At 40.6% G+C, this 21,416-nt stretch carries 25 protein-coding genes, 1 tRNA gene and 2 pseudogenes; 18 read left to right on the top strand and 10 right to left on the bottom strand.

What is annotated here, in order from left to right:
• Nucleotides 1-133: pseudogene (locus NF859_RS01180) on the top strand (IS6 family transposase); the annotation flags it as partial.
• Nucleotides 134-373: 240 nt separating this feature from the next.
• Nucleotides 374-1,168: an HTH-type transcriptional regulator TrmBL2 gene (gene trmBL2, locus NF859_RS01175; protein WP_252742635.1), complete on the top strand. Its 795-nt coding sequence runs from the start codon at nt 374-376 to the stop codon at nt 1,166-1,168.
• On the opposite strand, the gene NF859_RS01170 is transcribed toward trmBL2, so the two are convergent.
• The 3 genes from NF859_RS01170 to NF859_RS01160 are packed head-to-tail and all read right to left on the bottom strand — an operon-like array spanning nt 1,165 to nt 2,421.
• Nucleotides 1,165-1,374, bottom strand: a complete 210-nt coding sequence (locus NF859_RS01170; RefSeq protein WP_252742634.1) for a winged helix-turn-helix domain-containing protein — start codon at nt 1,372-1,374, stop codon at nt 1,165-1,167. The two genes, trmBL2 and NF859_RS01170, sit on opposite strands and share 4 nt — an antisense overlap.
• Nucleotides 1,371-1,691, bottom strand: a complete 321-nt coding sequence (locus tag NF859_RS01165; protein WP_252742637.1) for an Sjogren's syndrome/scleroderma autoantigen 1 family protein — start codon at nt 1,689-1,691, stop codon at nt 1,371-1,373. Before NF859_RS01165 ends, NF859_RS01170 begins: the two co-directional genes overlap by 4 nt.
• Nucleotide 1,692: 1 nt before the next feature.
• Nucleotides 1,693-2,421, bottom strand: a complete 729-nt coding sequence (locus tag NF859_RS01160) for an arginase family protein (protein WP_252742633.1) — start codon at nt 2,419-2,421, stop codon at nt 1,693-1,695.
• A 131-nt stretch (nt 2,422-2,552) separates the two neighbouring features.
• Here NF859_RS01160 and hxlAB point away from each other — a divergent pair.
• From hxlAB to NF859_RS01100, 12 genes and pseudogenes are all read left to right on the top strand, one after another.
• Nucleotides 2,553-3,774: pseudogene (gene hxlAB, locus NF859_RS01155) on the top strand (bifunctional 3-hexulose-6-phosphate synthase/6-phospho-3-hexuloisomerase).
• Complete coding sequence (locus NF859_RS01150; protein WP_353936087.1) at nt 3,771-4,535, top strand: hypothetical protein; 765 nt, start codon at nt 3,771-3,773, stop codon at nt 4,533-4,535. Before hxlAB ends, NF859_RS01150 begins: the two are co-directional and overlap by 4 nt.
• 1 nt (nt 4,536) lies before the next feature.
• Nucleotides 4,537-5,181, top strand: coding sequence for a TIGR02253 family HAD-type hydrolase (locus NF859_RS01145; protein WP_004067255.1), 645 nt, complete (start codon nt 4,537-4,539; stop codon nt 5,179-5,181).
• The gene (locus NF859_RS01140) at nt 5,178-5,357 is read left to right on the top strand and encodes a hypothetical protein (RefSeq protein WP_252742632.1); all 180 of its coding nucleotides are present in this window, start codon (nt 5,178-5,180) and stop codon (nt 5,355-5,357) included. Before NF859_RS01145 ends, NF859_RS01140 begins: the two co-directional genes overlap by 4 nt.
• 3 nt (nt 5,358-5,360) lie before the next feature.
• A complete protein-coding gene (locus NF859_RS01135; RefSeq protein WP_252742631.1) occupies nt 5,361-6,176 on the top strand; it encodes a DUF4392 domain-containing protein in 816 nt (271 codons plus the stop codon).
• Between the two features lie 5 nt (nt 6,177-6,181).
• On the top strand, nt 6,182-6,796 hold the full coding sequence (locus tag NF859_RS01130; protein WP_252742630.1) for an HD domain-containing protein: 615 nt from the start codon (nt 6,182-6,184) through the stop codon (nt 6,794-6,796).
• 126 nt (nt 6,797-6,922) lie between these two features.
• Nucleotides 6,923-7,432 carry a KH domain-containing protein gene (locus NF859_RS01125; protein WP_004067263.1) on the top strand — a complete coding sequence of 170 codons (510 nt, stop codon included), beginning with the start codon at nt 6,923-6,925 and terminating at the stop codon, nt 7,430-7,432.
• A 24-nt stretch (nt 7,433-7,456) separates the two neighbouring features.
• Nucleotides 7,457-8,773, top strand: coding sequence for an aspartate--tRNA(Asn) ligase (gene aspS, locus NF859_RS01120; protein ID WP_252742629.1), 1,317 nt, complete (start codon nt 7,457-7,459; stop codon nt 8,771-8,773).
• 61 nt (nt 8,774-8,834) lie between these two features.
• Entirely contained in the window at nt 8,835-10,910 is a 2,076-nt protein-coding gene (locus tag NF859_RS01115; protein WP_252742628.1) for a DUF11 domain-containing protein, read from the top strand.
• 57 nt (nt 10,911-10,967) lie between these two features.
• Complete coding sequence (gene pth2 / locus NF859_RS01110) at nt 10,968-11,324, top strand: peptidyl-tRNA hydrolase Pth2 (protein ID WP_252742627.1); 357 nt, start codon at nt 10,968-10,970, stop codon at nt 11,322-11,324.
• A gap of 9 nt (nt 11,325-11,333) precedes the next feature.
• Complete coding sequence (gene truD / locus NF859_RS01105) at nt 11,334-12,596, top strand: tRNA pseudouridine(13) synthase TruD (RefSeq protein WP_252742626.1); 1,263 nt, start codon at nt 11,334-11,336, stop codon at nt 12,594-12,596.
• Nucleotides 12,597-12,606: 10 nt separating this feature from the next.
• Nucleotides 12,607-13,308: a phosphoglycolate phosphatase gene (locus NF859_RS01100; RefSeq protein WP_252742625.1), complete on the top strand. Its 702-nt coding sequence runs from the start codon at nt 12,607-12,609 to the stop codon at nt 13,306-13,308.
• On the opposite strand, the gene pyrF is transcribed toward NF859_RS01100, so the two are convergent.
• The 6 genes from pyrF to pyrB are packed head-to-tail and all read right to left on the bottom strand — an operon-like array spanning nt 13,305 to nt 18,300.
• On the bottom strand, nt 13,305-14,054 hold the full coding sequence (pyrF, locus tag NF859_RS01095) for an orotidine-5'-phosphate decarboxylase (RefSeq protein WP_252742624.1): 750 nt from the start codon (nt 14,052-14,054) through the stop codon (nt 13,305-13,307). The two genes, NF859_RS01100 and pyrF, sit on opposite strands and share 4 nt — an antisense overlap.
• Nucleotides 14,054-14,974: a dihydroorotate dehydrogenase gene (locus NF859_RS01090; protein ID WP_252742623.1), complete on the bottom strand. Its 921-nt coding sequence runs from the start codon at nt 14,972-14,974 to the stop codon at nt 14,054-14,056. Before NF859_RS01090 ends, pyrF begins: the two co-directional genes overlap by 1 nt.
• A complete protein-coding gene (locus tag NF859_RS01085; RefSeq protein ID WP_252742622.1) occupies nt 14,959-15,666 on the bottom strand; it encodes an iron-sulfur cluster-binding protein in 708 nt (235 codons plus the stop codon). Before NF859_RS01085 ends, NF859_RS01090 begins: the two co-directional genes overlap by 16 nt.
• Nucleotides 15,663-16,922 (bottom strand): dihydroorotase, encoded by a 1,260-nt coding sequence (locus NF859_RS01080; protein WP_252742621.1) that lies wholly within the window; start codon nt 16,920-16,922, stop codon nt 15,663-15,665. Before NF859_RS01080 ends, NF859_RS01085 begins: the two co-directional genes overlap by 4 nt.
• An 8-nt stretch (nt 16,923-16,930) precedes the next feature.
• Complete coding sequence (gene pyrI, locus NF859_RS01075) at nt 16,931-17,383, bottom strand: aspartate carbamoyltransferase regulatory subunit (protein WP_252742620.1); 453 nt, start codon at nt 17,381-17,383, stop codon at nt 16,931-16,933.
• Entirely contained in the window at nt 17,380-18,300 is a 921-nt protein-coding gene (pyrB, locus tag NF859_RS01070; RefSeq protein ID WP_087036463.1) for an aspartate carbamoyltransferase, read from the bottom strand. Before pyrB ends, pyrI begins: the two co-directional genes overlap by 4 nt.
• A gap of 78 nt (nt 18,301-18,378) precedes the next feature.
• On the opposite strand from pyrB, the gene pyrE reads away from it, so the two are divergent.
• A complete protein-coding gene (gene pyrE / locus NF859_RS01065) occupies nt 18,379-18,951 on the top strand; it encodes an orotate phosphoribosyltransferase (RefSeq protein ID WP_252742619.1) in 573 nt (190 codons plus the stop codon).
• Here pyrE and NF859_RS01060 read toward each other — a convergent pair.
• Nucleotides 18,942-19,220 carry an ArsR family transcriptional regulator gene (locus tag NF859_RS01060; RefSeq protein ID WP_394335062.1) on the bottom strand — a complete coding sequence of 93 codons (279 nt, stop codon included), beginning with the start codon at nt 19,218-19,220 and terminating at the stop codon, nt 18,942-18,944. The genes pyrE and NF859_RS01060 overlap by 10 nt on opposite strands.
• Nucleotides 19,221-19,294: 74 nt before the next feature.
• Here NF859_RS01060 and rlmD point away from each other — a divergent pair, with 74 nt between their 5' ends.
• The 3 genes from rlmD (at nt 19,295) to NF859_RS01045 (ending at nt 21,145) form a co-directional block, all read left to right on the top strand.
• A complete protein-coding gene (gene rlmD, locus NF859_RS01055; RefSeq protein ID WP_252742618.1) occupies nt 19,295-20,554 on the top strand; it encodes a 23S rRNA (uracil(1939)-C(5))-methyltransferase RlmD in 1,260 nt (419 codons plus the stop codon).
• 53 nt (nt 20,555-20,607) lie between these two features.
• Nucleotides 20,608-21,033: an HTH-type transcriptional regulator LrpA gene (gene lrpA, locus NF859_RS01050; protein ID WP_087036471.1), complete on the top strand. Its 426-nt coding sequence runs from the start codon at nt 20,608-20,610 to the stop codon at nt 21,031-21,033.
• 34 nt (nt 21,034-21,067) lie between these two features.
• A tRNA-Gly gene (locus NF859_RS01045) sits at nt 21,068-21,145 on the top strand.
• The last annotated feature ends 271 nt before the right edge of the window (nt 21,146-21,416 follow it).

Raw genomic sequence — 21,416 nt, 5'->3', positions numbered from 1 at the left:
CTGGAAAAGAGTTCATAGGTTTGTTTTTCTGTTTGCTTTTTGGTATAATTTTGTCAGAATTCATTCTAGGTTTGGTGGACCTCCGGGTGATGTTACTGAATGGCTTCAGGAGGTGATACCCCAGTTATCCTAACAGTATCGTGAAGACTCTATAAAGTGTTCACTTTGTTTAATCTCAAGCTTCTGTGACAAGAGTATGTGTAAATGTATGTTACATGTTTTGTTGTGTATTTTTTAACCATTTTAATAGTAACAGAACTGCATATTTATGCAGTCAAAATAAAATTACAATTAGAAAAAGTGCAACTAAAATCGATAAGAAAAAATTTATATAGGTCTTTGGCTATTTTACAAATAGAAGAGGTGATTAAAAATGGTGAAAGAAAGAATGGTAGAACTTTTGCAAGAACACTTTGAGTTGAATTTATATGAGGCTAGGGCATATGTTGCACTAGTTGGCTTCGGAGTTCTTACACCCGCAGAGCTTGCAAGTGTTTCCGAAGTACCAGCTCCAAGAACTTACGACGTTTTGAGGAGTTTGGAAAAGAAGGGGTTTGCATTAAGCCAGCCCGGAAAAGCCAACAAGTACAGACCAGTGCACCCCAAAAACGTTCTTGAAAAGTTTATTGAAGACTGGCAGGTCAGAGTAAAAGAGGAACTCGAAGCTAAGAAGAAGGCCAAGGAGGAACTATTAGAACTCATGACACCGTTAATAGAAACAGAGGTTCCTAAATACGGAGTAGAAAGAGTCTGGGTGGTCAGAGGTATTAGGAACTCGACCCTCAAGACTCAAGAAATGTTTGAAGAAGTTGAAAAGGAAATACTGCTGGCAGACAATGGTTACATTGCAGCGAACCTCGATGAAGAAATAGCAAAGGCCGTCGATAGGGGAGTTAATGCAAAAATAATAGTGTCCAAACAAGTTCTCCCAAGAATTGAGACATCAAAGATAATGGACTACTACAAAGAAGGAAAGCTTGAGCTTAAAGTACTTGACAAAATAGAGCTCCCCATGCTAATTTGTGACGAGGAAGTGTTCTTTGCTTTAGAGGACTTGGCTGCTAGATATTTCAACTACGAGACCCAAGTGTGGATAAAGGACTTTAGAGTAGTCGAGCTCTTTAAAGGAAAGTTCAATGAATATTGGGAAAAAGCAGAGAAAGCTTAAACATATTTAAATTCTTCCTCTTCCTTGCTTTTTTCTTTCAACTTCCAAAAGACTTTTCCGTCTCTTTCGATGCTTTCTATCTTTCCCTGCTCCAGAAGTCTAAGCAAGAATCTTCTGGTCTCAGCTAGACTCAAACCACTTTCTTTTGCAATTTCTTCTGTTGTCATTTCCCTTGTTAAGGTATTCAAAATCCTCAAATGTTTCATTTTATCTCCTCCATTTTCTTATATTTTTCCAGCAGTTCCACTATCATTCTCATAACTTCCAGGTGCTTTTTTAACTCCTCTATATCATCCGGGAGCTGGTTTGCCAATAGTCTTAGTTTTTCTATAAGGCTCTCTTCGATACTCTTTAGTTCGACTCTTTCCTCCTTTTTTCTATGCTCACAAATCGGACAAAAAACCTTTCCGTTCAGTTCAAAGAGAGGAGAACCGCATCTTGGACAGTGCTTGTCAAGCATCTTTGCTCCGGACAAGAGGAGGGGAGTTATTATCTCTCTAATCTCCTTATCACTTAGCGCCATCTTACTCACCCATAAGCGCTGTATAGACTTCAATTAAAGCTTTCTTTCCGAGTTTTGACCTTTTTATCCTATCTGAGATTTCCGCTATGTCGCATGCTATTATTTTGAAGTTTTTCTTGATTTCGTCTATGAGCTCTAACAGCTCCTCTAGGGTAAGCTCCCCATGCTGAAATCTAGCAATTTTATATTCGGGCTTTAAAACGTCCATATCAACCGTTAGATATACCTCCTCCCCAAGATATTTCCGCATATCGGCAATTATCTCCTCTGTTGGAGAGATTTTTAGGCTTTTGTATGCTTTCCATTTTCCCCTTATTTTTCTGGTTCTTGGAAGTGCAGGAAAGATTTTAACTCTTCTCGTCCATAAACTCGTCCCCTCAGTGGTGGGTATCATTAATACAGATCCAACCACCGCTGCTCTGTTCACCACTTTTTCTTCCAACGCATAAGCGAGCCACGAACCATGATCAAGGTAGTCATGCATTAAGTCAGTATGAGCATCGATACTTATTATAGAGGGAGGCTTTATCCTTTTGATTACCCCATACGTTGCCAAATGCTCCCCAATAATGTAGCATTTATCCAGGGGTACTCTGTCTGCGAGGAGCTCTACATTATTCGATTCAACAATCATAAACTCCTCTATTAATTTGTTCTTTTTTAGCAAGTTTATAGTGTACATAACCCCGTCTTTATTGGGTTTCTCTCCGAAAGGGATAAATGTAACCATTTCTTTCCCCGGAGCTATTTCCGACTTATCCCTTTTAAATTTATAGCTGATTAGCCTTTGATTGCAGGGGAGTTAAAGTTAAAAGCACCCAATTTGATGTTAATTTGAAGATCATTGGGAGGTAAGTCAAGATGATCCTGCAGGTAGCGCTTGATCTGACTGATATCGAGCAAGCGATTTCTATAGCAGAGAAAGCTGCTCGTGGTGGAGCTCATTGGCTTGAAGTGGGAACTCCTTTAATAAAGAAGGAAGGCATGAGGGCTGTAGAGCTGATGAAAAGAAGATTCCCGGATAGAAAAATTGTGGCAGATTTAAAAACAATGGATACTGGTGCTCTTGAAGTTGAAATGGCAGCAAGACATGGGGCTGATGTGGTCTCAATACTTGGAGTTGCAGATGACAAGACGATAAAAGATGCTGTGATGGTTGCAAGAAAGTATGGGATAAAGGTAATGGTTGATTTAATCGGGGTTAAAGATAAGGTAAAAAGAGCTAAAGAACTTGAAAAAATGGGTGTGCACTACATTTTAGTTCACACTGGGATAGACGAGCAAGCTCAAGGGAAAAACCCTCTGGAAGATTTAGAAAAAGTTGTAAAGGCTGTAAAAGTCCCAGTTGCTGTGGCTGGTGGCTTAAATCTAGAGACAATCCCAAAGGTTATTGAGGCAGGAGCCACTATTATCATCGTTGGTGGGGCAATAACAAAGGCAAAGGATCCCGAAGAAGTCACTCGAAAAATACTTGATCTATTCTGGGGAGAGTACATGGTTACCATAAGAAAAGCGATCAGGGATATTACCGAACACATAAACATGGTCGCTGATTCCTTAAAGCTCGAACAAGTTAGGGGAATGATAGATGCCATGATAGGTGCTAATAAAATCTTCATCTACGGTGCCGGGAGGAGCGGTTTGGTTGGGAAGGCCTTTGCAATGCGCTTGATGCACCTTGACTTTAACGTCTACGTGGTTGGTGAAACAATTACTCCTGCTTTTGAAGAAGGTGATTTGTTAATCGCTATCAGCGGAAGTGGTGAAACAAGAACTATAGTGGATGCAGCTGAAATCGCAAAGAAGCAGGGTGGAAAAGTCGTTGCAATAACCTCCTATAAAGACTCAACCCTTGGAAAGCTCGCCGATGTTGTAGTGGAAATCCCAGGTAGGACAAAAACGGACATTCCAACAGATTATATTGCAAGGCAAATGCTCACCGAATACAAGTGGATCGCCCCAATGGGAACGCTGTTTGAAGACTCAACAATGCTATTCTTGGATGGTGTCATAGCACTACTAATGGCGACATTCCAAAAAAACCGAAAAAGACATGAAGAGAAAACATGCAACCTTAGAGTGATACACATGGCTTCTTTTCCCCATATTTTTGTTGGGATTGGGAATAATGGAGGCAAAGTTGTTCAAAACATCGATATAGAAGGGACTCCAAAGATCGTGATAAATCCGACATATTATCTACTTGGAAAAGCGTCTTTTCGTCAAAACCTTAAGAATTTGTTCTGGAATGTCCCAGACGATGCAATTTTGTGGTTTATACTTGAAAATAAACCAATAAATATCGAAATAATGCAGGTCATTCTTGAATATGTACCACGAAAACCCCTTAAGTTGGCTTATGTCCTTACTCCTCAGAAGGAGCTTGTTAATGAAGAAAAGCCCCAATGGGCAGAGGAGTTTGATACAGTATTTTATGACTCATTGTGGGAATTCCTAGATGAATACACATCCTCTTCGCTTGGATCCGCATTTCAAATGACAGCAAAAAATATTGGATTGATGTTCACTAGGCTCTACTACTACCTAGAAAATCAAATGCTTGTGAATGTTGACTACGCCGATTTCTTTAATATGATAAAGGGAAACAACATAGGCATACTCCGTCTTTTAAAGAAGGTTGATTTCGACTGGCATTGGGGAATATGGGATAGAGGCTTGGTAAACATTTTAGTGGGTGAGAAAGTCCCTCTGAGTTATGCTCACAAGATACTCAACACATTTCAAGGTCTCTTAAAAGAGAAAGACATAATATGGGGGATAAAAATGGAGGAGGGTTTAGAAGAGCAAGTGGAAATCCTCTCACTTCTAGTTAAGAGGTGGTAAAATGGATGCAATATTCTTTGACATAGATGAAACCCTTTTAAGTGAAAGACCACTTGTGATGCTATTTCTCCCCCAAGTTTATGAAAGGCTCTCAAAGAAGTTAGGGATTTCTAGAGGGGATGCTAGGTTAAAATTCCTCAGAGAGCTCTCTGAGAAACGGGATACGTATGAATGGCATGACTGGAACTTCTTTTTCGAAAGTTTTGGCTTGAATTTTAAATACGAGGAACTCTTGAAGGCATATCCCCACAAGATCCGCGTTTTTCCTGATGTGAAGCCGACTTTGGAATGGCTAAGAGAGGAAGGATATAAGCTCGGTGTAATAACAAGTGGTCCAGAGTATCAGAAGCTAAAACTAAGGATAGCAAAGCTTGATAAGTACTTTGATGTAATTGTGACAAGGGAAGATGTAAAAACTGTAAAGCCTGACCCTAAAATATTTTTATATGCTTGTGAAAAATTAAATGTAGAGCCTAAAAATGCCATGATGATTGGAGATAATCTGCATCAAGATGTCTACGGAGCAAAAAATGTTGGAATGCTTGCAATATGGATCAATAGGGAAGGGTTGGAGGATTATAACTTTGCAGACTTTGAAATTAGGAGCCTTCATCAACTGAGAAAAATCTTGGGGGGTTTAGGATGAAGGAGATATTCAATAAAGAGGGAATTTTTGTAAAATATAGAGAAAAAATTGTAGAACTTGAGAACGGTGATAAGTTAACCCATAGGCAGGAATCTCCAACTGAACTGTGGTGGCTCCTCAAAGAGGCAATAAAAGGCAAAAAAGTCAAAATCATAGCGTATGAAATCGAGGAATGAAAGATGATAGGGCATCTAATAAACACCGACATCTATGGGAGAAACATCTTAAAGCTTTATCTCGAATATCGCAGGGATAACTTTGATTTTTTGAGAGAAGCTACTTCCTTATTTTTAGAAAATCTCGACAGAGTTTTGGTTGTTTCATGTTTCCCAATTCCACCAATGCAGATAGCTGAAACGGATGGTCCACCAGGAGCTTTAGCAATTTACAGAACTGTTGAAAAGTTAGGGGGAAAAGCTGAGATATTGACATGTAAAAAGATTCAAGGAGCTCTTAGAGATTTTAAAGTTAATTTTGCAAAGAATCCTACCATTGAGGATTATTCCCTTTTGATAAGTGTTGAAACCCCGGGAAGAGCCAAGGATGGAAAGTACTACTCAATGAGTGCTTTGGAAATAGATGTGCCTCCTTTTGATGAGCTATTCTTAAAAGCTAAAGAGCTTGGCATTCCCACAATTGGAATCGGGGACGGAGGAAATGAAATAGGGATGGGGAATATAAGGGATTTAGTCTGCAAGCACATAAAATTTGGAGAGAAGATAGGCAGCGTTATTGAAGTTGATTCTTTAGTTCTTTCTGCAGTGTCTAACTGGGGAGCTTATGGGTTAATCGCTCAGGCATCTATTGAGCTTGGGAAAAACATGATAGCTGGTTGGGAGAAGGAGGAAGAAAAGATTTTGAGGACTTTGATTTCTTCGGGGATTATAGATGGAGTTACTAAGAAACCCGAGCTCAGTGTTGACGGCATCCCTCTTGAAGTTCACAAAAGCTTTTTAATTCTGCTTAATTCAATTGTTGAGAATAAAATCGGGTGAAAGACATGAAGCTTGAGGAATACATAAAAGACAAAGAGAGTATAGAACTAATCAAAAAGGCCGAAGGATTAGCTAGGAACTTCTTTGAGCGAGAGGGAACACATGGATTTTCTCACGTGAAAAGGGTCTTCAACCTCTGCTTGCATATTGGTAAAGCAGAGGGAGCAGATCTGGAAGTTTTGGCTTTAGCTGCTCTGCTTCACGACGTTGCCAGGCCTCTGGAGGATAAAGGAATTGTTGAAGACCACGCTAAGGAAAGCGCAAAGATTGCTCGCAGGTTTTTAACGTCCCTTAAATACCCGAAAGTTGATGAAGTTGTTCACGCAATTGAGGCACATAGGTTCTCAAGGCCCCCAGAGCCCAAAACGCTTGAAGCAAAAATCCTCAGTGATGCGGATAAGCTTGACGCAATAGGAGCTATAGGGGTTGCGAGGGTTTTCATGTATTCAGGAGAGCACGGAAGGGATATAGAAACTTCCATAAAGCACTTTGAAGAGAAAATACTAAAGCTTAAGGATTTAATGTATACAAAAACCGCAAAGAAATTAGCTGAAGAGCGGCACAAATTTGTGGAAGAGTTTATTGAAAGGCTCCTTAAGGAGATCGAAGGGGAGCTTTAGGGGCTAATATTCGGCTTGGGTTTTCTTAATTTTGACTCTTTTGTTAATGGGATAAGGTTTTTAAATAACATCTGCAAAAGAGTGTTAGCTTATGTTCATTTTTGCAAATAACTGGGAGGTGAGCTGATGAAAGCGCCAATCTGTGAGGTGTGTTTAAAAACGGAGGACATTTTGTGCCCGGCAGATGAAAAGAAACTTCAAGAGGGGTTGATTTCTGAACTTGATGTTAAGATTTCAAGGATGCTCTACAAACTCTTGGGCGATGCTGACGTTGAGTTTAAAAAAGCTGTTGAGGCCGGGGATTTGGTAGTAATAATGGTCGGAGAAGGAAACGTTCCTCTTGTCATAGGGAAGGGCGGTAAAAATATCAAGCTTCTCATGAGGGAACTCGGAAAGAGAGTTAGAGTAATTGAAGGCAGGGAAATTAAAGGCACCGATGACCTCAAGAAACTTGCCACAGACCTTTTATATCCTGCGGGAGTCTTTGGAGTTAACGTCGTCTATGCTCCACAGGGGCAGTATTACAAAGTGCTTGTGATAAGGAGGGACAAGCAAAAGCTTCCCGAAAGACAGGAGATTTTGGAGAATATCCTTTCAAAAATAGCCGGTACTGATGTTAAGATATCCTTCATCTGATTTCTAATTTTTGGAGGTTTAAGCATGTACCGAACCCATTATTCGAGCCAAATAACCGAGGAGTTACACGGGAAGAAAGTGAAAGTTGCGGGATGGGTTTATGAAGTCAAGGATCTCGGTGGAATAAAGTTTCTTTGGTTGAGGGACAGAGAGGGCATAGTTCAAGTTACAGCTCCAAAAAAGAAGGTTAATAAGGACATTTTTACCCTTATCCCAAAGCTTAACAGTGAGGATGTAGTGGCTGTTGAAGGCGTTGTCAACTTTACCCCTAAGGCCAAACTTGGGTTTGAAGTTATTCCAGAGAAGATTGAAATCCTAGCAAAAGCTGAGTCTCCCCTTCCTTTAGACCCTACGGGCAAGGTTAAGGCCGAGCTTGATACAAGGCTCGACAACAGATTTATTGATCTAAGAAAGCCTGAAGTCATGGCAATATTCAAAATACGCTCAAGTGTTTTTAGGGCAGTAAGGGACTTCTTTTATCAAGAAGGGTTCATTGAGATTCACACACCCAAAATAATAGCCACCGCCACAGAAGGTGGCACGGAGCTCTTTCCCATGAAGTATTTTGAAAGAGATGCATTTTTAGCCCAATCTCCCCAGCTTTATAAGCAAATCATGATGGCCTCCGGACTAGACAGAGTGTTTGAGATAGCCCCTATCTTCAGAGCAGAGGAACATAACACAACCAGGCACTTAAATGAAGCTTGGAGTATTGATGCTGAAATGGCCTTCATAGAGAATGAAGAGGAAGTTATGCAGCTCCTTGAGAGACTCGTTGCCTATGCGATTAATTACGTTAGAGAACACAATGAAAAGGAGCTCAAGATTCTAAACTTTGAGCTTGAAGAACCAAAGCTTCCCTTTAGAAGGATTACATATACGCAAGCCCTTGAAATACTTAAAGACCTTGGAAAAGAGATCCCCTGGGGAGAGGACATTGATACAGAAGGAGAGAAGCTGCTGGGGCAATACATCAAAGAGACCTATGATGAGGATCTCTACTTTATCTACCAATACCCGAGTGAAGCAAAGCCCTTCTACATAATGAAGTATGATGATAAGCCCGAAATCTCAAGAGCATTTGACCTGGAGTATAGGGGTGTGGAGATAACCTCTGGAGGTCAGAGAGAACACCGCTATGAAAAATTAAAGGCTCAAATTGCCGAGAAAGGCTTGAATGTGGAAAGCTTTGAGTTCTATCTTAAAGCATTCCGCTACGGTATGCCGCCTCATGGAGGATTTGGTCTCGGGGCAGAGAGGTTGCTCAAGCAGATGCTTAACTTGAGCAATATCCGAGAAGTTATACTATTCCCAAGGGACAGAAGAAGGTTAGAACCATAAGAGCTTTATATCATTTTATCTTTTTATGATTTTAGGAAACAATTTGCTGGAGGAGGAAATGATGAGAAAGTTAACTTTGATCTTAATTGCGATATTAATTGGGTCAGTACTTCAGGTTCCTTTGTCTTTAGCTGCAATAGACAATGCCAGAATCAGTGGGATTGAAATTTCTGGAAAGCAAGGGACTATAATCTGGGGTACATATGAAATAAACATAGAGTACGGAGACGGTTTCATGACTTACACTGTAAGCGGAGTGATAAATCCAAAAACTGTTTCTAGTGGTACAAAAGTATGCAGAATTGAGGATGACAATCAGTGGCTTAAATCAGGAGATGAATGTGAGAATTCAAACGTTTTATTTTGGATTCAGGCCTACTATGTTACTTCAACTCAAAAATTGTATGTAAATCTGGGAAGTCCTTTAACTGAGGAGGAAACATTAACTTCAATGAAAGAGGGTGATTTGGAGAGTTTTCCCCAATATTCCACCAAGATTAAGCTGGTTACTGTTGATAACAGCAGTAACAAAGTAAAAGTAGAAGTGACGTTACCAGATGGAACTAAAAAGAGTGCAACAATAAATGAGGGTGACTATGAGACATTTGACGCAAAGGCAGGTGATTATACCTATAGAGATTTTGTAAAGGTAGAGGTTACTAAGATTAAGGATGCAGATGAAGCCGATTTGAAACTCTACTTCCCCAAATATCCAGCACTTACACTTAAAGTCAAGTCTGCTGGAGCAGTAACTACTCCTTCAGAGACAGCTCAAGAAGCTACAGAACTTGTTTATAATGATATATTGTATGAAGGAGAAATTCTCACAATAAACAGCAACGGTACAGCAATGTATAAACTGAGGCTCAATTCTGTAGGCTATTATTCAAGCTTCTCTTTGTTTGATAAGAACAACAAACCGATAAAGACATTTAGAGTAAGAGAGGGAGCAAGTTATCAAGTTTCTGAAGTACCTTTAAGAATAGAAATTCCTCCAAATACTGTTGATTTGGAATACAAACGAATACAACTAAGAATATATGCACCCCAAGGATTTGAGATTCCATCACTTATTAGAGAAGCAGATATAAAAATAGAACTAAGTATTAATACAAATAAGGTGCTCTTAGATGGGGATGAGATAATAGTTTTCATTAACGTAAAAAACCAAGGTAGAGGAAAAGCTTTTGATGTTAAAGTTGTTGCCCCGATTCCTAGTGGGTTTGAACTTAAAAGTAACGTTGGAAGTTGGAATCTTAAAACCCTCGACTCCTTTACTGAAATGCCAGTGTTAGTGTATGCATTAAATCCAACACAAATAGGCACCTATAAACTTGAACCAGCAGTTGTAACTTATTACAATGAAGCAGGAGAAAAGAAGGTCGTAAAATCAAATACAATCAATCAGATCATCGTTTATGGCTTGCCAAAACTCTCTTTGAGTGGAGAAGCCTTCAACGGAACGTGGAGCACCTATGTCCACACACAAGAAAAGACCGTCAAGCTTAAGTTTACAGTCTCTGCCGAAGGTAAAGACGCAAAATACGAATTCATAAAAAATGCTACGATTAAATTACTTCTCCCGGATAGCCTCGATGGGGAGACAGAGCTCTTTGTTGGAGATCTTAAAGCCGGAGAAACCAAAACTTTAGAAAGTGAGTATGCAATCTTAAAGCCAGATAATGCCATAATAAGTGCAATGCTAGTTTACCAAGACCCACTTGGCAAGTGGCATGAAGAGAACTTTGGAAACCTTGTGGTAGTTAATTCCCTTCCGCCGGCAGTGGAGATCAAGGAAGTAAAGGTTTACCCCTCTCCCGAAGAGCTTCCACAATACGTAAACTCAACGTTAGCAAAGTTGGACAACAAAACAAGGGAAGTGCTTGCGGAGAAGCTCAATAACATAACCATTTCCTATCTGCCACCATCAGAAAAAGGCATCAACTGGTGGCCAATCTTAGCTATCTTGTTCCTTATAACTTCAGCGGTCTTGGCGTACAACTATATGGATCTGAAATCAAAATACGAGAAAGCCCTTAAGGAGCTTGGAAGGAGGAAGAGGAGACCCGGAGGGCTTCCAAAGAAAGAGGAGACATTAAAAATCGAAGAAAAGGCTGTTGAAGAGACACAAACTTGAACCTCTTTTTCTTAAACCTTTATATATCCTTTTTGTTTGTTATTCTTGGGATGAGAGATGTTCAAGTATAAGCAAGTTATGGTAGTTAGGTCAGATTTGAAGCTCAGTAAGGGCAAATTAGCAGTTCAAGTGGCTCATGGAGCAGTTACAGCAGCTTTTAAAGCTTACAAAGAAAAGCCAGAATGGTTTAAAGCTTGGTTCAACGAGGGACAGAAGAAAGTTGTCGTGAAAGCAGAAAGCGAAAGAGAGCTTTTTGAGCTAAAGGCTCAAGCAGAGAATCTAGGGATTCCAACGGCATTAATAAGGGATGCAGGCTTAACGGAAGTTCCGCCGGGGACGATAACGTGTTTGGCAATTGGTCCAGCACCAGAGGAGATAGTTGATAAGGTTACTGGAAACCTAAAACTTGTGTGAGTGATGAAAATGGACTATAAAGAATTTTTTAGTCATTTCAAATATTTAAGCTCATCTCCTGGAATAGGAGGGAAGATTAAAACCTACCCAGAAGATTTTATAGTGAAGGAAAAAATTCCAAAGAGCATTTTTAAAGGGAATAAGTGCTTGATGTACCTCCTCAAAAAACGGAACTGGGAAACAATGGCTGCTATAAAGGAAATAGCCAAGAGAATTGGTATAGATTATAAGCAGATTGGGTTTGCTGGTACTAAAGATAGGCATGCGGTAACTTATCAGTACATCAGTATCTGCACTGAATCGGAAGAAATAAAAAAGCGTCTTGACTCTTTAGAGATTTCGGACATTTCATTGGAGTTTGCGGGATATGGAAAAAGGCTAAAACTTGGCATGCTTCTCGGGAATTATTTCCAAATAACTGTGAGAGACGTTAATCCTGATACCGCTCTAGAACGTACTAAGGAGATTTTGGCAGAGTTAAAAGTCAAAGGAGGCTTTCCAAATTATTTTGGCTATCAGCGCTTTGGTGAGAAAAGGGTTATCAATCATGAAGTGGGAAAGCTTCTGTTGAAGGGAAATTTTGAAGAAGCAGCGTTTAAGTTTTTGGGGGAATATACAGGTGATATGATTGGCGATGAAGCAAGAAGGAACTTTTTGGAAAGTGGCGATGTTGAAAAAGCTTTGGAGGAGTTTCCCAACTTTTTAAGGTATGAAAGGGCTATGCTTTACAAGTATAAGGAAACAAAAAGCTGGAAAAAAGCCTTTGCAGTTCTCCCAAGGCCAATAGTGAGAATATTCATTCACTCCTATCAGTCTTATCTCTTTAACAAAGTGCTCTCGAGGAGAATTGAGGAAGGATTGCCTCTTAATGAAGCACTACCTGGAGATATTGTTTGTCAGGTAAAAAGGGGACTCCCTATAAGGAGTAAAACGTTCAAAGTTACTGAAAGAACCCTTCGCTTTGTAAATGAAAAGATCAAAAAAGGAGAGGCAATGGTTACGGGACCTATTTTTGGCTTCGCCTCGCGACTTGCCGATGGAGAAATGGGCAGAATTGAGAGAGAAGTGCTGGAAGAGGAAGGTATAACGCTTGAGGAATTTAAAATGAAGCATCTAAAAATTTTGGCAGAGCCTGGCGGGAGAAGAGAGCTGTTAATAAAGCCTAAGAAGTTTAGATACAGGGCATTTGAAGAGGGACTTATTTTCCGATTTTTCTTGCCTAAGGGTGTCTATGCCACAAGTGTTTTGAGGGAGATTATGAAAGATCACTAAGGTGGGAAAAATGAAAATTAGAGCGATATCCATAGACATTGACGGCACAATAACGTATCCCGATAGAAGACTTCATGAAAAAGCCCTTGAAGCAGTTAGAAAAGCGGAAGAAGTTGGATTACCTGTGATGCTTGTTACAGGAAACAGCGCATGCTTTGCTTATGCAGCGAGCATTTTAATAGGGACAAGCGGCCCGTTTATTGCTGAGGACGGAGGCGTTATAGGGGATAAACGCAACAACAGGATTTTTCTTGGAGATATGGGAGATTCCATGATCTTATGGAGCGAGCTCAAAAAACGCTACCCTCAAGCGGAGATGAGCGACACAATGAAATTTGGAGAGAGAAGGGCAGGACTTGTGATAAAAAGAACGGTTCCAGTTGAGGCGGTTAGAGAGATCATAAGGGAGCTCGGCCTGAATCTTGTGGCAGTAGACAGCGGATATGCAATACACGTAAAACAGCCCCATGTGAATAAAGGAGAGGGGATAAGAAAAGCGTGCGAGCTCTTGGGCATAAGGCCAGAGGAAGTTGCTCACATTGGAGACGGCGAAAACGATCTTGATGCCTTTAGAGTAGTTGGCTACAGAGTTGCAGTGGCTCAAGCTCCAGAGAGTGTTAAAAAGGAAGCGGATTACGTAACAAGTAAGCCATATGGCGAAGGCGCTGCTGAAGGAATTTTGCACATCTTAAAGAAATTTGGGTATATCTAATCAAAATACTGCCTTGCTAGCAACTCTCTGAACTCCTCTGCTTTCTTTCTCACATTGTCTGCAAATATAATCGATCTTGAAACATTAACCACAACGTCTTTCCCTTTTAATTCTCTGAGAACTTCTGGGTTTCCCCCTTGTGCTCCAATGCCGGGAATTAACCATGAAAGGCCTCCACTCGCATTAGAAATTTTGCCTATATACTCTTTCCTTGTTGCACCTACCACTATGCCAATCCTTTCTGGATAGCTTTTTTCAAGTTCCTTTGTAAGCTCGAGGACTTTGTGATATACATGAAGCTCAACATCTCCGATCGATTCGTTGCTAGTTAAGAGCAGAACAAACGTATGCCCTTTCTCCAAAAACGGTATTATGGCATCTCTCCCCATGTACGGATTAACGGTTACCGAGTCAACACCAAGTTTATCAAAATATGCCTTGGCATAGGCTCTTGCAGTGTTTCCGATATCCCCCCTCTTGGCGTCGAGTATTATTGGCAAATCTGTCTCATTTTTTATGAGTTCTATCGTTTCTTCAAGTGCCTTATACCCTCTCCAACCGGATTTTTCATAGAATGCAATGTTTATCTTGTACCCACACACCAAATCCGCCGTTTCTTTTACGATGTGCTCGTTGAACTCCGTCACACTTTTGAATCCTTTGATTTTTTCAGGATCGCTGTCAAGACCAACTACTAAAATTGACGTGTTCTTGTCTCTCGCATTTCTATATTTCTTAATAAACATCAGAACCCACCTCTATGGGCTATTCCAATTATGTCCTCAAATTTCTCGATCCCTTTTTGCCTTAGAAAGCTCTCAATACCATGCAAAATTTCAAGCGGTGCTTGAGGATCTACCATAATGGCTGTTCCTATTCCAATAAGAGATGCTCCGGCCATTGCATATTCCAAAGCGTCCTGCCAGTTCATAACTCCCCCGATGCCTATAATAGGGACTTCTAAAGCTTCCGCCACTCTAAAGACTCTCGCAAGAGTAATCGGCTTTATTGCGGGACCGCTTAAGCCACCGGTTTTGAGTTTAAGGACAGGTAGTCCAGTTTCTATGTTTATCTTCATAGCTTCTATTGTGTTCCCAATGCTCAGGGCATCGGCACCTGCATTTACTGCTTTCTTTGCTACCTTCACTATATCCGTAACGTCGGGGGCTAGCTTGGCTATTATTGGCCTATCCGTCGATTCTCTTACGGCCTTTATTGCTTCTTGAGTAAGTTCCTCGTCTTTAGCCCAGATTCTCTTTCCTTCTACGTTAGGACACGAAAGATCGAGCTCAATCGCCTTTATCTCTTTAATTTTGTCCATTTCTTCCCCCAAAATTTTCCATTCCTCTGTGGTAAATCCCGCAATGCTTCCAATTTTGATCGTCTTAAGATTTTTAAGTCTTGGAGCAATGGTTCTCACAAACTCTTTGATGCCCGGATTTTGGAGTCCTATGGAATTTATTATTCCTCCATGAGTGTCAACAAGTCTTGGAGGGGCATTTCCCTCTCTTGGATTCAGTGTAATGGTTTTCAGGGTTATTGCACCTATCCTTGAGATGTCTAAATATTGCTGGAGCTCAAAACCAAATCCCGCTGGTCCAGAGGCAAGCACAAGCGGATTTTTAAATGTTAGTCCCAATATTTCGACGCTTAAATCCACTCCCATTGTATCTCCTCCTTCCTAAAGAGTGGTCCGTCCTTGCATACCATCTTAATGCCTTCTTTTGTCTTTACGGCACAGCTTTTGCATGTTCCTATTCCACATCCCATTACACTCTCAAGGGAAACGTATGAATCGTGAGGAAGGTTTCTCAGCATTGGGATTGGACCACATGCTAAAATTCCTAGTTCCTCTGAATAGACCTCTCTAAATATGTCCACGACAGTTTTCCCACTTTCTTCTTCTATTACAAGGGTCGACTGCTCCTCCTCCTCGAAGAGCTCTCTTATGTATTTTTCTCTAAATCCATAGAGTTTTTTATAAACAAGCTCGGGATAAAGCTCTGAAAAGAAATTTAAAGGTGCTATCCCGCTTCCTCCTCCAATTAAAATATACTTCCTCCCTTTGTTGATCTTTTCAATGTACGGTGTTCCATAGGGTCCTCTTATGTAGAACGTCTCCCCTATAGGGCTGGAGAATATCTTTCCTGTCAATCTTCCAACACGCTTTATAAATAGGGTGAGGTTTTTGTTTTTGTAGGAATAAATGGAGAACGGCTTTGCAAGAATCGGCTCATCAAGAGCTTTTAGCATTATAAACTGTCCTGCATCCGGGCTTTTTAATTTTTTATGGAGTTTAAATTTAAAGAATCCGTAATCTTTTGCTATTTTCTTTTCTATAAGTTCTGCTTCAATCAAAGGTGATCCCCCCGGTATACAATCCTGCTCCCTTTAATGGTCAGCTCAACTACCCCTGGAAGTTTTCTCCCGAGGAATGGAGTGTTCTTACCTTTTGAAAATAAACTTTTTTCTGTGACTTTCCACTCTTTATCTGGATCTAAGATGACCAAATCTGCTCTGTATCCTTCTCTTACGTCTCCTCTTAGAGGAAGATTGAAGAGATTTGCTGGGTTGTAGGTAACCTTTTCTAAAAGGATTTCAAAATTGATCTCGTGTTTTTCTGCTATTAACAACAAAGATGAGAGCAGGGTTTCAATACCACTTATTCCGAAGGGTGCTTTTTCAATGTCTACGTTCTTTTCCTCAAGAGAATACGGAGCATGGTCAGTGACTATTATGTCTACTGTGCCATCAAGGAGTCCTTTTATAAGTTCCTCTTGATCCTCTTCCCTTGGTAGAGGTGGATTAACCTTTTTAAACGGAGAACGATCTTTCAGGTCTTCATCCTTAAAAAGGAGGTGATGGTGAGTAACTTCAGCAGATACTGGGGCTCCTTTTTTCTTTCCTTCTCTAACTATATCCACGGAGGATTTTGTTGAGAGGTGTTGTATATGAATGTGGGCTCTAGTATATCTTGCCACTTCCACGTCCCTTGCAACGGCTATTGATTCAGCTATGTCGGGGATTCCGCTTATGCCATAAAGCCTTGAGAACTTCCCTTCTCTCATGGTACCTCCTGATAATTCCTTTATCTCTGCGTGGTCTAAGATTGGCTTGTTTACTTTTTTTGCATATCTCGCAGCTTCTAAAAATACTCTGAAGCTTTGAGGAGTTGACCCATCATCACTGAAGCCTACAACGTGTTCTGCTAATTTCTCAAAATCCGTGATTTCTTTTCCATTCCTGCCTTTTGTAATTGCCCCGATTGGGAGAACGTCAACGAGCCCTATTTTTCTTGCTTTCTCTTTTACGTATCCTATTACCTCGATATTGTCCATGGCGGGATTAGTATTTGGCATAAGGGCGACAGTTGTAACGCCTCCATGAACAGCCGCTCTTGACCCACTTTCTATCGTTTCTCTGTGTTCATACCCGGGCTCTCGAAAATGAGCATGCATATCTATTAATCCAGGGATAACAAGTTTGTCCTCTGCATCGATGTCTATGGCCCCTCTTGGCTTTTCTCGCTGAACGCTCCTGATTACTCCATTCCTGATTATTATGTATCCCCTTCCTTTGAAACTCTTTGAGATTATCTCTCCTTTGATTATCATTTTGACCCTCACAACAGATGTTTTAGCACGATGTCTTCTTCCATTGTCCTTTCACAGTAGTGACACTTTAACTTAAGTGGCTTCTTCGAGAGTACCTTAAACTTTGGGGTTACTTCTTCGTAGTGTGTTATACAATTGGGATTTGCACACTCTATGATTCCGATTATCTCATCCGGTATTTCGACCTTTCTCTTTTCCACGACTTCCCAGTTCTCTATTATGTTCACTGTGGCACTTGGAGCTATGAGGGCTATTTTGTTGACTTCTTCTTCGTTCAGTATTTTTCCTTCAACTTTTATGATGTCTTTTCTTCCAAGTTTTCCGCTTCTTACGTTCATAGCTACGAGTATCGTATTGTCTCCGAATAAATTTAAGATTTCAAGAACTTTCAACCCTCTGCCGGCAGGTATGTGATCTATTACAGTCCCTTTGTTAATTGCTGAGACTTTCAGCTCCTTCATTCTATCACCCCCAGTACAATGCCGAGAAGAGCCATCCTGACTGGAATCCCGCTCCACACTTGTCTGAAGTATGCGGAGTACTTCGTATTATCCACTTCATATGCTATCTCATCAACCCTTGGCAAAGGATGCATAACCTTTAGCGTATCTTTGGCCTTCTCAAGAACCTTTAGATCCACCTTATATGACCCCTTGATTTTGTTGTACTCTGCAGGATCTGGGAATCTCTCTTTCTGGATTCTTGTTACATAAAGCACGTCCACTTTTGGGATTACAGCTTCCAGGTCACTGGTTTCTACGATTTCGACTTTGTTTGATATCTCTTCAACTATGTGCCTTGGCATCTCTAAACCTTTGGGAGCCACAAAATAAAGCCTGACGTTGTAATAAGAGAGAGCTTTTGCTAAGCTATGCACGGTTCTTCCATACTTAAGATCTCCAAGAAGGGCAATGTCAAGGCCATCTATTTTTCCAAATTCCTTTTTAATTGTATAAAGGTCAAGTAAGGTCTGTGTGGGATGTTGATTTGCCCCATCCCCTGCGTTTATTACTGGAACCCTTGCAACCTCGGCAGCCAATCTTGCAGCTCCCTCTCGTGGATGCCTTATAACTATTACATCTGCATAATTTTCTACGGTTCTTATCGTATCCATTAGACTCTCTCCTTTTTTGACACTTGTGGTTGATGCTTCGGCAAACCCTATAACCGCTCCACCGAGTCTGTGCATTGCACTTTCAAAGCTCAATCTTGTTCTTGTTGATGGTTCGAAGAAAAGAGTCGCCAGAACTTTTCCTTTTGCGTATTTGAGTGTCCCTTCTTTTTTAAGTTCTTCTTCAAGTCTTTCTGCAACCCTCAAAACATAGTCTATATCTTCTTTTCTAAAATCGTTTATACTAATAACGTCTTGGAACCTCATTAAAGCCCGACCGAATTAACTCTGCAAAGATTTATAAATTTTTTGTTAACATATTCGAGTAAAAAAGAGGTGATTTACATGGAGATGTCAATGAAAAAAGACCAGCTTATCGAAATGATCTTCAAAGAAAAAGCAATCGAGTTCGGTCATTTTATCCTGAGCTCCGGAAAAGAAAGTGACTATTACATAAACATCAAAAAACTGATAACCAATCCAAAAGCCCTAAGGCTTATTGCCTTCCTTATGAAGGCCAAGACAGAGGAGCTAGGCCTTGAGTACGACAAAATAGCTGGGCCAGAGTTGGGGGCGGTTCCTATAGCTGTCTCTTTGGCCTTGGAAACAGAAAAGCCCATTTTAATAGTGCGTAAAAAGAAAAAAAGCTATGGGACCGGAAGGCAGATTGAAGGAGTAATAACACCTGGAGATAGGGTTCTTTTGGTTGAGGATGTTACAACGACAGGAAATAGCGTTTTAAGGGCTGCAAAAGTCTTAGAGGGAGAAGGTGCAAAGGTAGTTGCTATTATGGTAGTGGTCGATAGAGAAGAAGGCGCGAAAGAGTTACTATTGAGAGAAGGCTACACTTTAATTCCTCTTGTGACCGTTGGAGAACTATTTGAATACAAAGAAAAGCAGGGGAAGGATCAAAAGTAATCTTCAATAGTCTTTGCCTTTACCATTATTGTAGCTTTTTCCTCCCCGAAGGATATTTCAACAAGCCCTTCGGATTCTAAATGCCTTAAAGCATTCAAAAGGTGGGGCATGGGGGTTTCGAGCTCTTCACTCAACTTCTGAAGAGAAGTAGCTTTTTTCTTGGTCGCCAGGAGTTTGTAGACGATATCTTTTCTAGCAACCATCACGAAAACACCATTAGTATTTACTCCTTTATCACTAATAAGGGTTGTCCTGCAGTAAGTTGGCATTGTGACAATATAATGCCAAAGCTTTTCTAAACTTGGGCGGCATCTTTTTATATGCCTCCCCAAAACATTGAAACATGAGAGCAAGTGTAGAAAGACTAAGTGAGGAAGGATTCGGAGAAGCAAAGGTCGGGAAAAAGACCATATTGGTTCCGTTTACTTCTCCAGGTGACGTTGTTGAAATCAAGAGATGGCACAGAGAGAAGAAAAGGCTCGTTGCTCATGATTATGAAATAGTGGAATTTTCTCCTAACAGGGTAGAGCCAGCTTGCCAGTATTTTGGACGATGTGGGGGATGCTTGCTTCAGCATATCCCTTACAAGGAGCAGATAAAGTTTAAAGAAGAGAAAATTGCTCGTCTTCTTAACATTGAAGTAGAAGTACTCCCCTCCCCAAAAATCTACGGGCATAGAAACAGAATTGACGTTGCAACAACAACGAGTGGGATAGGGTTTAGGAGAAGGGGAACTTGGTGGGATGTTATTGAGATTGAGGAGTGTAAAGTGTTCGGGGAAAACAGCAAAAAAGCATTGAGTGCATTGAGGGAATTTATAGAGGATTTTAGAATCCAACTTTGGGATTTAAAAAAGAGTGAGGGTTTTTTGAGATACATTGTGCTTAGAGAGGGGAAATTTACAGGAGAATTAATGGCAAATTTAGTAACCTCTACCGGGAAACTTCCCGAGGAAGTCAGCCACTATTTTGATTTTGTTGACTCCCTTTATTGGAGTATCAACGAGACTAAAAGCGATGTGTCCTATGGTGAGCCGAGAAAATCTTGGGGAATGGAATTCATCAGAGAAAAGCTTGACAACGTGGTTTACCTAATCCATCCCAACTCATTTTTCCAAACGAACTCATATCAAGCAGTTAACCTCCTAAAAAAGGTTGCAGAATTTGTAGAAGGTGAAAAAGTACTTGACCTTTATTCTGGGGTGGGAACCTTTGGGATATATCTCGCCAAGAGGGGATTTAAGGTAGAGGGTGTTGAAATAAACCCGTTTGCAGTTGAGATGGCCAAGAAAAATGCGGAAATAAACAACGTTGAGGCTGAATTTAGAGTTGGCGCTGATAAGGATATTGAAACTCTGGGCCTCTATGATACGGTTATAGTAGACCCCCCAAGAGCGGGCTTACATCCAAAACTCATAAGAAAGATTTTGAATGATTTACCAGATAATCTGGTCTATGTCTCCTGCAATCCAAAAACTTTTGCTGAAAATATCGAAAAGCTTAAAGATAAGTACTCTCTAGAAAGTATAATTGGGCTCGACATGTTTCCTCATACCCCGCATGTTGAACTCATCGCAAAGTTGAGTTTGAAGAATGAACTTTAAAGTTCAAAAAGTTAATATACATGTTTTGACAAAATAACAATGGGGTGAGCTTTATGTTAGACGAAAGGGATAAGGTCATAATTGAGATGCTGACGAAGGATGCGAGGACACCTTTCACGGAAATAGCTAAGGTCTTGGGTATAAGCGAGACGGCCGTAAGAAAAAGGGTTAGGGCTCTGGAAGAGAAGGGCATAATACAGCAGTATACAATCAAAGTAAACCCCCAAAAACTTGGGTACAACTTAATAAGCATAACCGGAGTTGATACAAAGCCAGAAAAGCTGTTTGAAGTCGCAAACAAACTGAAGGAGTTTGAATTTGTTAGGGAGCTTTACCTTTCAAGTGGCGATCACATGATAATGGCAGAAATCTGGGCAAAAGACGGAGAGGATTTAGCGGATATTATGTCAAACAAAATAGGAAAAATTGATGGGGTTACAAAGGTTTGTCCTGCGATAATTCTAGAGCGCTTAAAGTAAAGCTTTTAAACCCTTTTCTTATTATTTCTGTTGAGCGGTGGTAGTCTAGCCTGGTCTAGGACACCGGCCTCCCAAGCCGGTGACCCGGGTTCAAATCCCGGCCACCGCACCAATTCTCATTCGATTATCTTGATTGAGTCTATTCTTTCGTCTCCGAACACATAGAAGCGTAGCTCAATGATTTCCCCGTCAGGTTTATGGAGTTCCCATACCTCATAAAGCCTATCTTCTGTTTCCTTTCGCTGATACTGTCAGGATAAGCAGTGAGGCGTCAGGTTTAAATCCCAGACACTACCACAGAAAAAGAAAGGGGGGAAACATGCAAGCTGAAACCATTATTCACTGGATGGTTTCAGCCTTAAAACCTTTTCGCCGAAACAAAA

This window comes from Thermococcus alcaliphilus (genome assembly GCF_024054535.1).
GTDB lineage: Archaea > Methanobacteriota_B > Thermococci > Thermococcales > Thermococcaceae > Thermococcus_A > Thermococcus_A alcaliphilus.
The sequence above is the reverse complement of the archived record's forward strand: the minus strand, read 5'-3'. Positions and strand labels throughout refer to the sequence as shown.

What these genes read in the sequence shown, in the direction of transcription:
- pth2 (WP_252742627.1), top strand. Translation starts at nt 10,968, where the DNA reads ATGTTCAAGTATAAGCAAGTTATGGTAGTTAGGTCAGATTTGAAGCTC.
- NF859_RS01125 (WP_004067263.1), top strand. Translation starts at nt 6,923, where the DNA reads ATGAAAGCGCCAATCTGTGAGGTGTGTTTAAAAACGGAGGACATTTTG.
- NF859_RS01145 (WP_004067255.1), top strand. Translation starts at nt 4,537, where the DNA reads ATGGATGCAATATTCTTTGACATAGATGAAACCCTTTTAAGTGAAAGA.
- NF859_RS01135 (WP_252742631.1), top strand. Translation starts at nt 5,361, where the DNA reads ATGATAGGGCATCTAATAAACACCGACATCTATGGGAGAAACATCTTA.
- pyrI (WP_252742620.1), bottom strand. Translation starts at nt 17,383, where the DNA reads ATGAAGGAGCTGAAAGTCTCAGCAATTAACAAAGGGACTGTAATAGAT.
- truD (WP_252742626.1), top strand. Translation starts at nt 11,334, where the DNA reads ATGGACTATAAAGAATTTTTTAGTCATTTCAAATATTTAAGCTCATCT.
- pyrE (WP_252742619.1), top strand. Translation starts at nt 18,379, where the DNA reads ATGGAGATGTCAATGAAAAAAGACCAGCTTATCGAAATGATCTTCAAA.
- lrpA (WP_087036471.1), top strand. Translation starts at nt 20,608, where the DNA reads ATGTTAGACGAAAGGGATAAGGTCATAATTGAGATGCTGACGAAGGAT.
- rlmD (WP_252742618.1), top strand. Translation starts at nt 19,295, where the DNA reads ATGAGAGCAAGTGTAGAAAGACTAAGTGAGGAAGGATTCGGAGAAGCA.
- NF859_RS01080 (WP_252742621.1), bottom strand. Translation starts at nt 16,922, where the DNA reads ATGATAATCAAAGGAGAGATAATCTCAAAGAGTTTCAAAGGAAGGGGA.
- NF859_RS01100 (WP_252742625.1), top strand. Translation starts at nt 12,607, where the DNA reads ATGAAAATTAGAGCGATATCCATAGACATTGACGGCACAATAACGTAT.
- NF859_RS01140 (WP_252742632.1), top strand. Translation starts at nt 5,178, where the DNA reads ATGAAGGAGATATTCAATAAAGAGGGAATTTTTGTAAAATATAGAGAA.
- pyrB (WP_087036463.1), bottom strand. Translation starts at nt 18,300, where the DNA reads ATGAGGTTCCAAGACGTTATTAGTATAAACGATTTTAGAAAAGAAGAT.
- NF859_RS01130 (WP_252742630.1), top strand. Translation starts at nt 6,182, where the DNA reads ATGAAGCTTGAGGAATACATAAAAGACAAAGAGAGTATAGAACTAATC.
- pyrF (WP_252742624.1), bottom strand. Translation starts at nt 14,054, where the DNA reads ATGTTTATTAAGAAATATAGAAATGCGAGAGACAAGAACACGTCAATT.
- NF859_RS01090 (WP_252742623.1), bottom strand. Translation starts at nt 14,974, where the DNA reads ATGGGAGTGGATTTAAGCGTCGAAATATTGGGACTAACATTTAAAAAT.
- trmBL2 (WP_252742635.1), top strand. Translation starts at nt 374, where the DNA reads ATGGTGAAAGAAAGAATGGTAGAACTTTTGCAAGAACACTTTGAGTTG.
- aspS (WP_252742629.1), top strand. Translation starts at nt 7,457, where the DNA reads ATGTACCGAACCCATTATTCGAGCCAAATAACCGAGGAGTTACACGGG.
- NF859_RS01115 (WP_252742628.1), top strand. Translation starts at nt 8,835, where the DNA reads ATGAGAAAGTTAACTTTGATCTTAATTGCGATATTAATTGGGTCAGTA.
- NF859_RS01165 (WP_252742637.1), bottom strand. Translation starts at nt 1,691, where the DNA reads ATGGCGCTAAGTGATAAGGAGATTAGAGAGATAATAACTCCCCTCCTC.
- NF859_RS01160 (WP_252742633.1), bottom strand. Translation starts at nt 2,421, where the DNA reads ATGGTTACATTTATCCCTTTCGGAGAGAAACCCAATAAAGACGGGGTT.
- NF859_RS01060 (WP_394335062.1), bottom strand. Translation starts at nt 19,220, where the DNA reads ATGCCAACTTACTGCAGGACAACCCTTATTAGTGATAAAGGAGTAAAT.
- NF859_RS01170 (WP_252742634.1), bottom strand. Translation starts at nt 1,374, where the DNA reads ATGAAACATTTGAGGATTTTGAATACCTTAACAAGGGAAATGACAACA.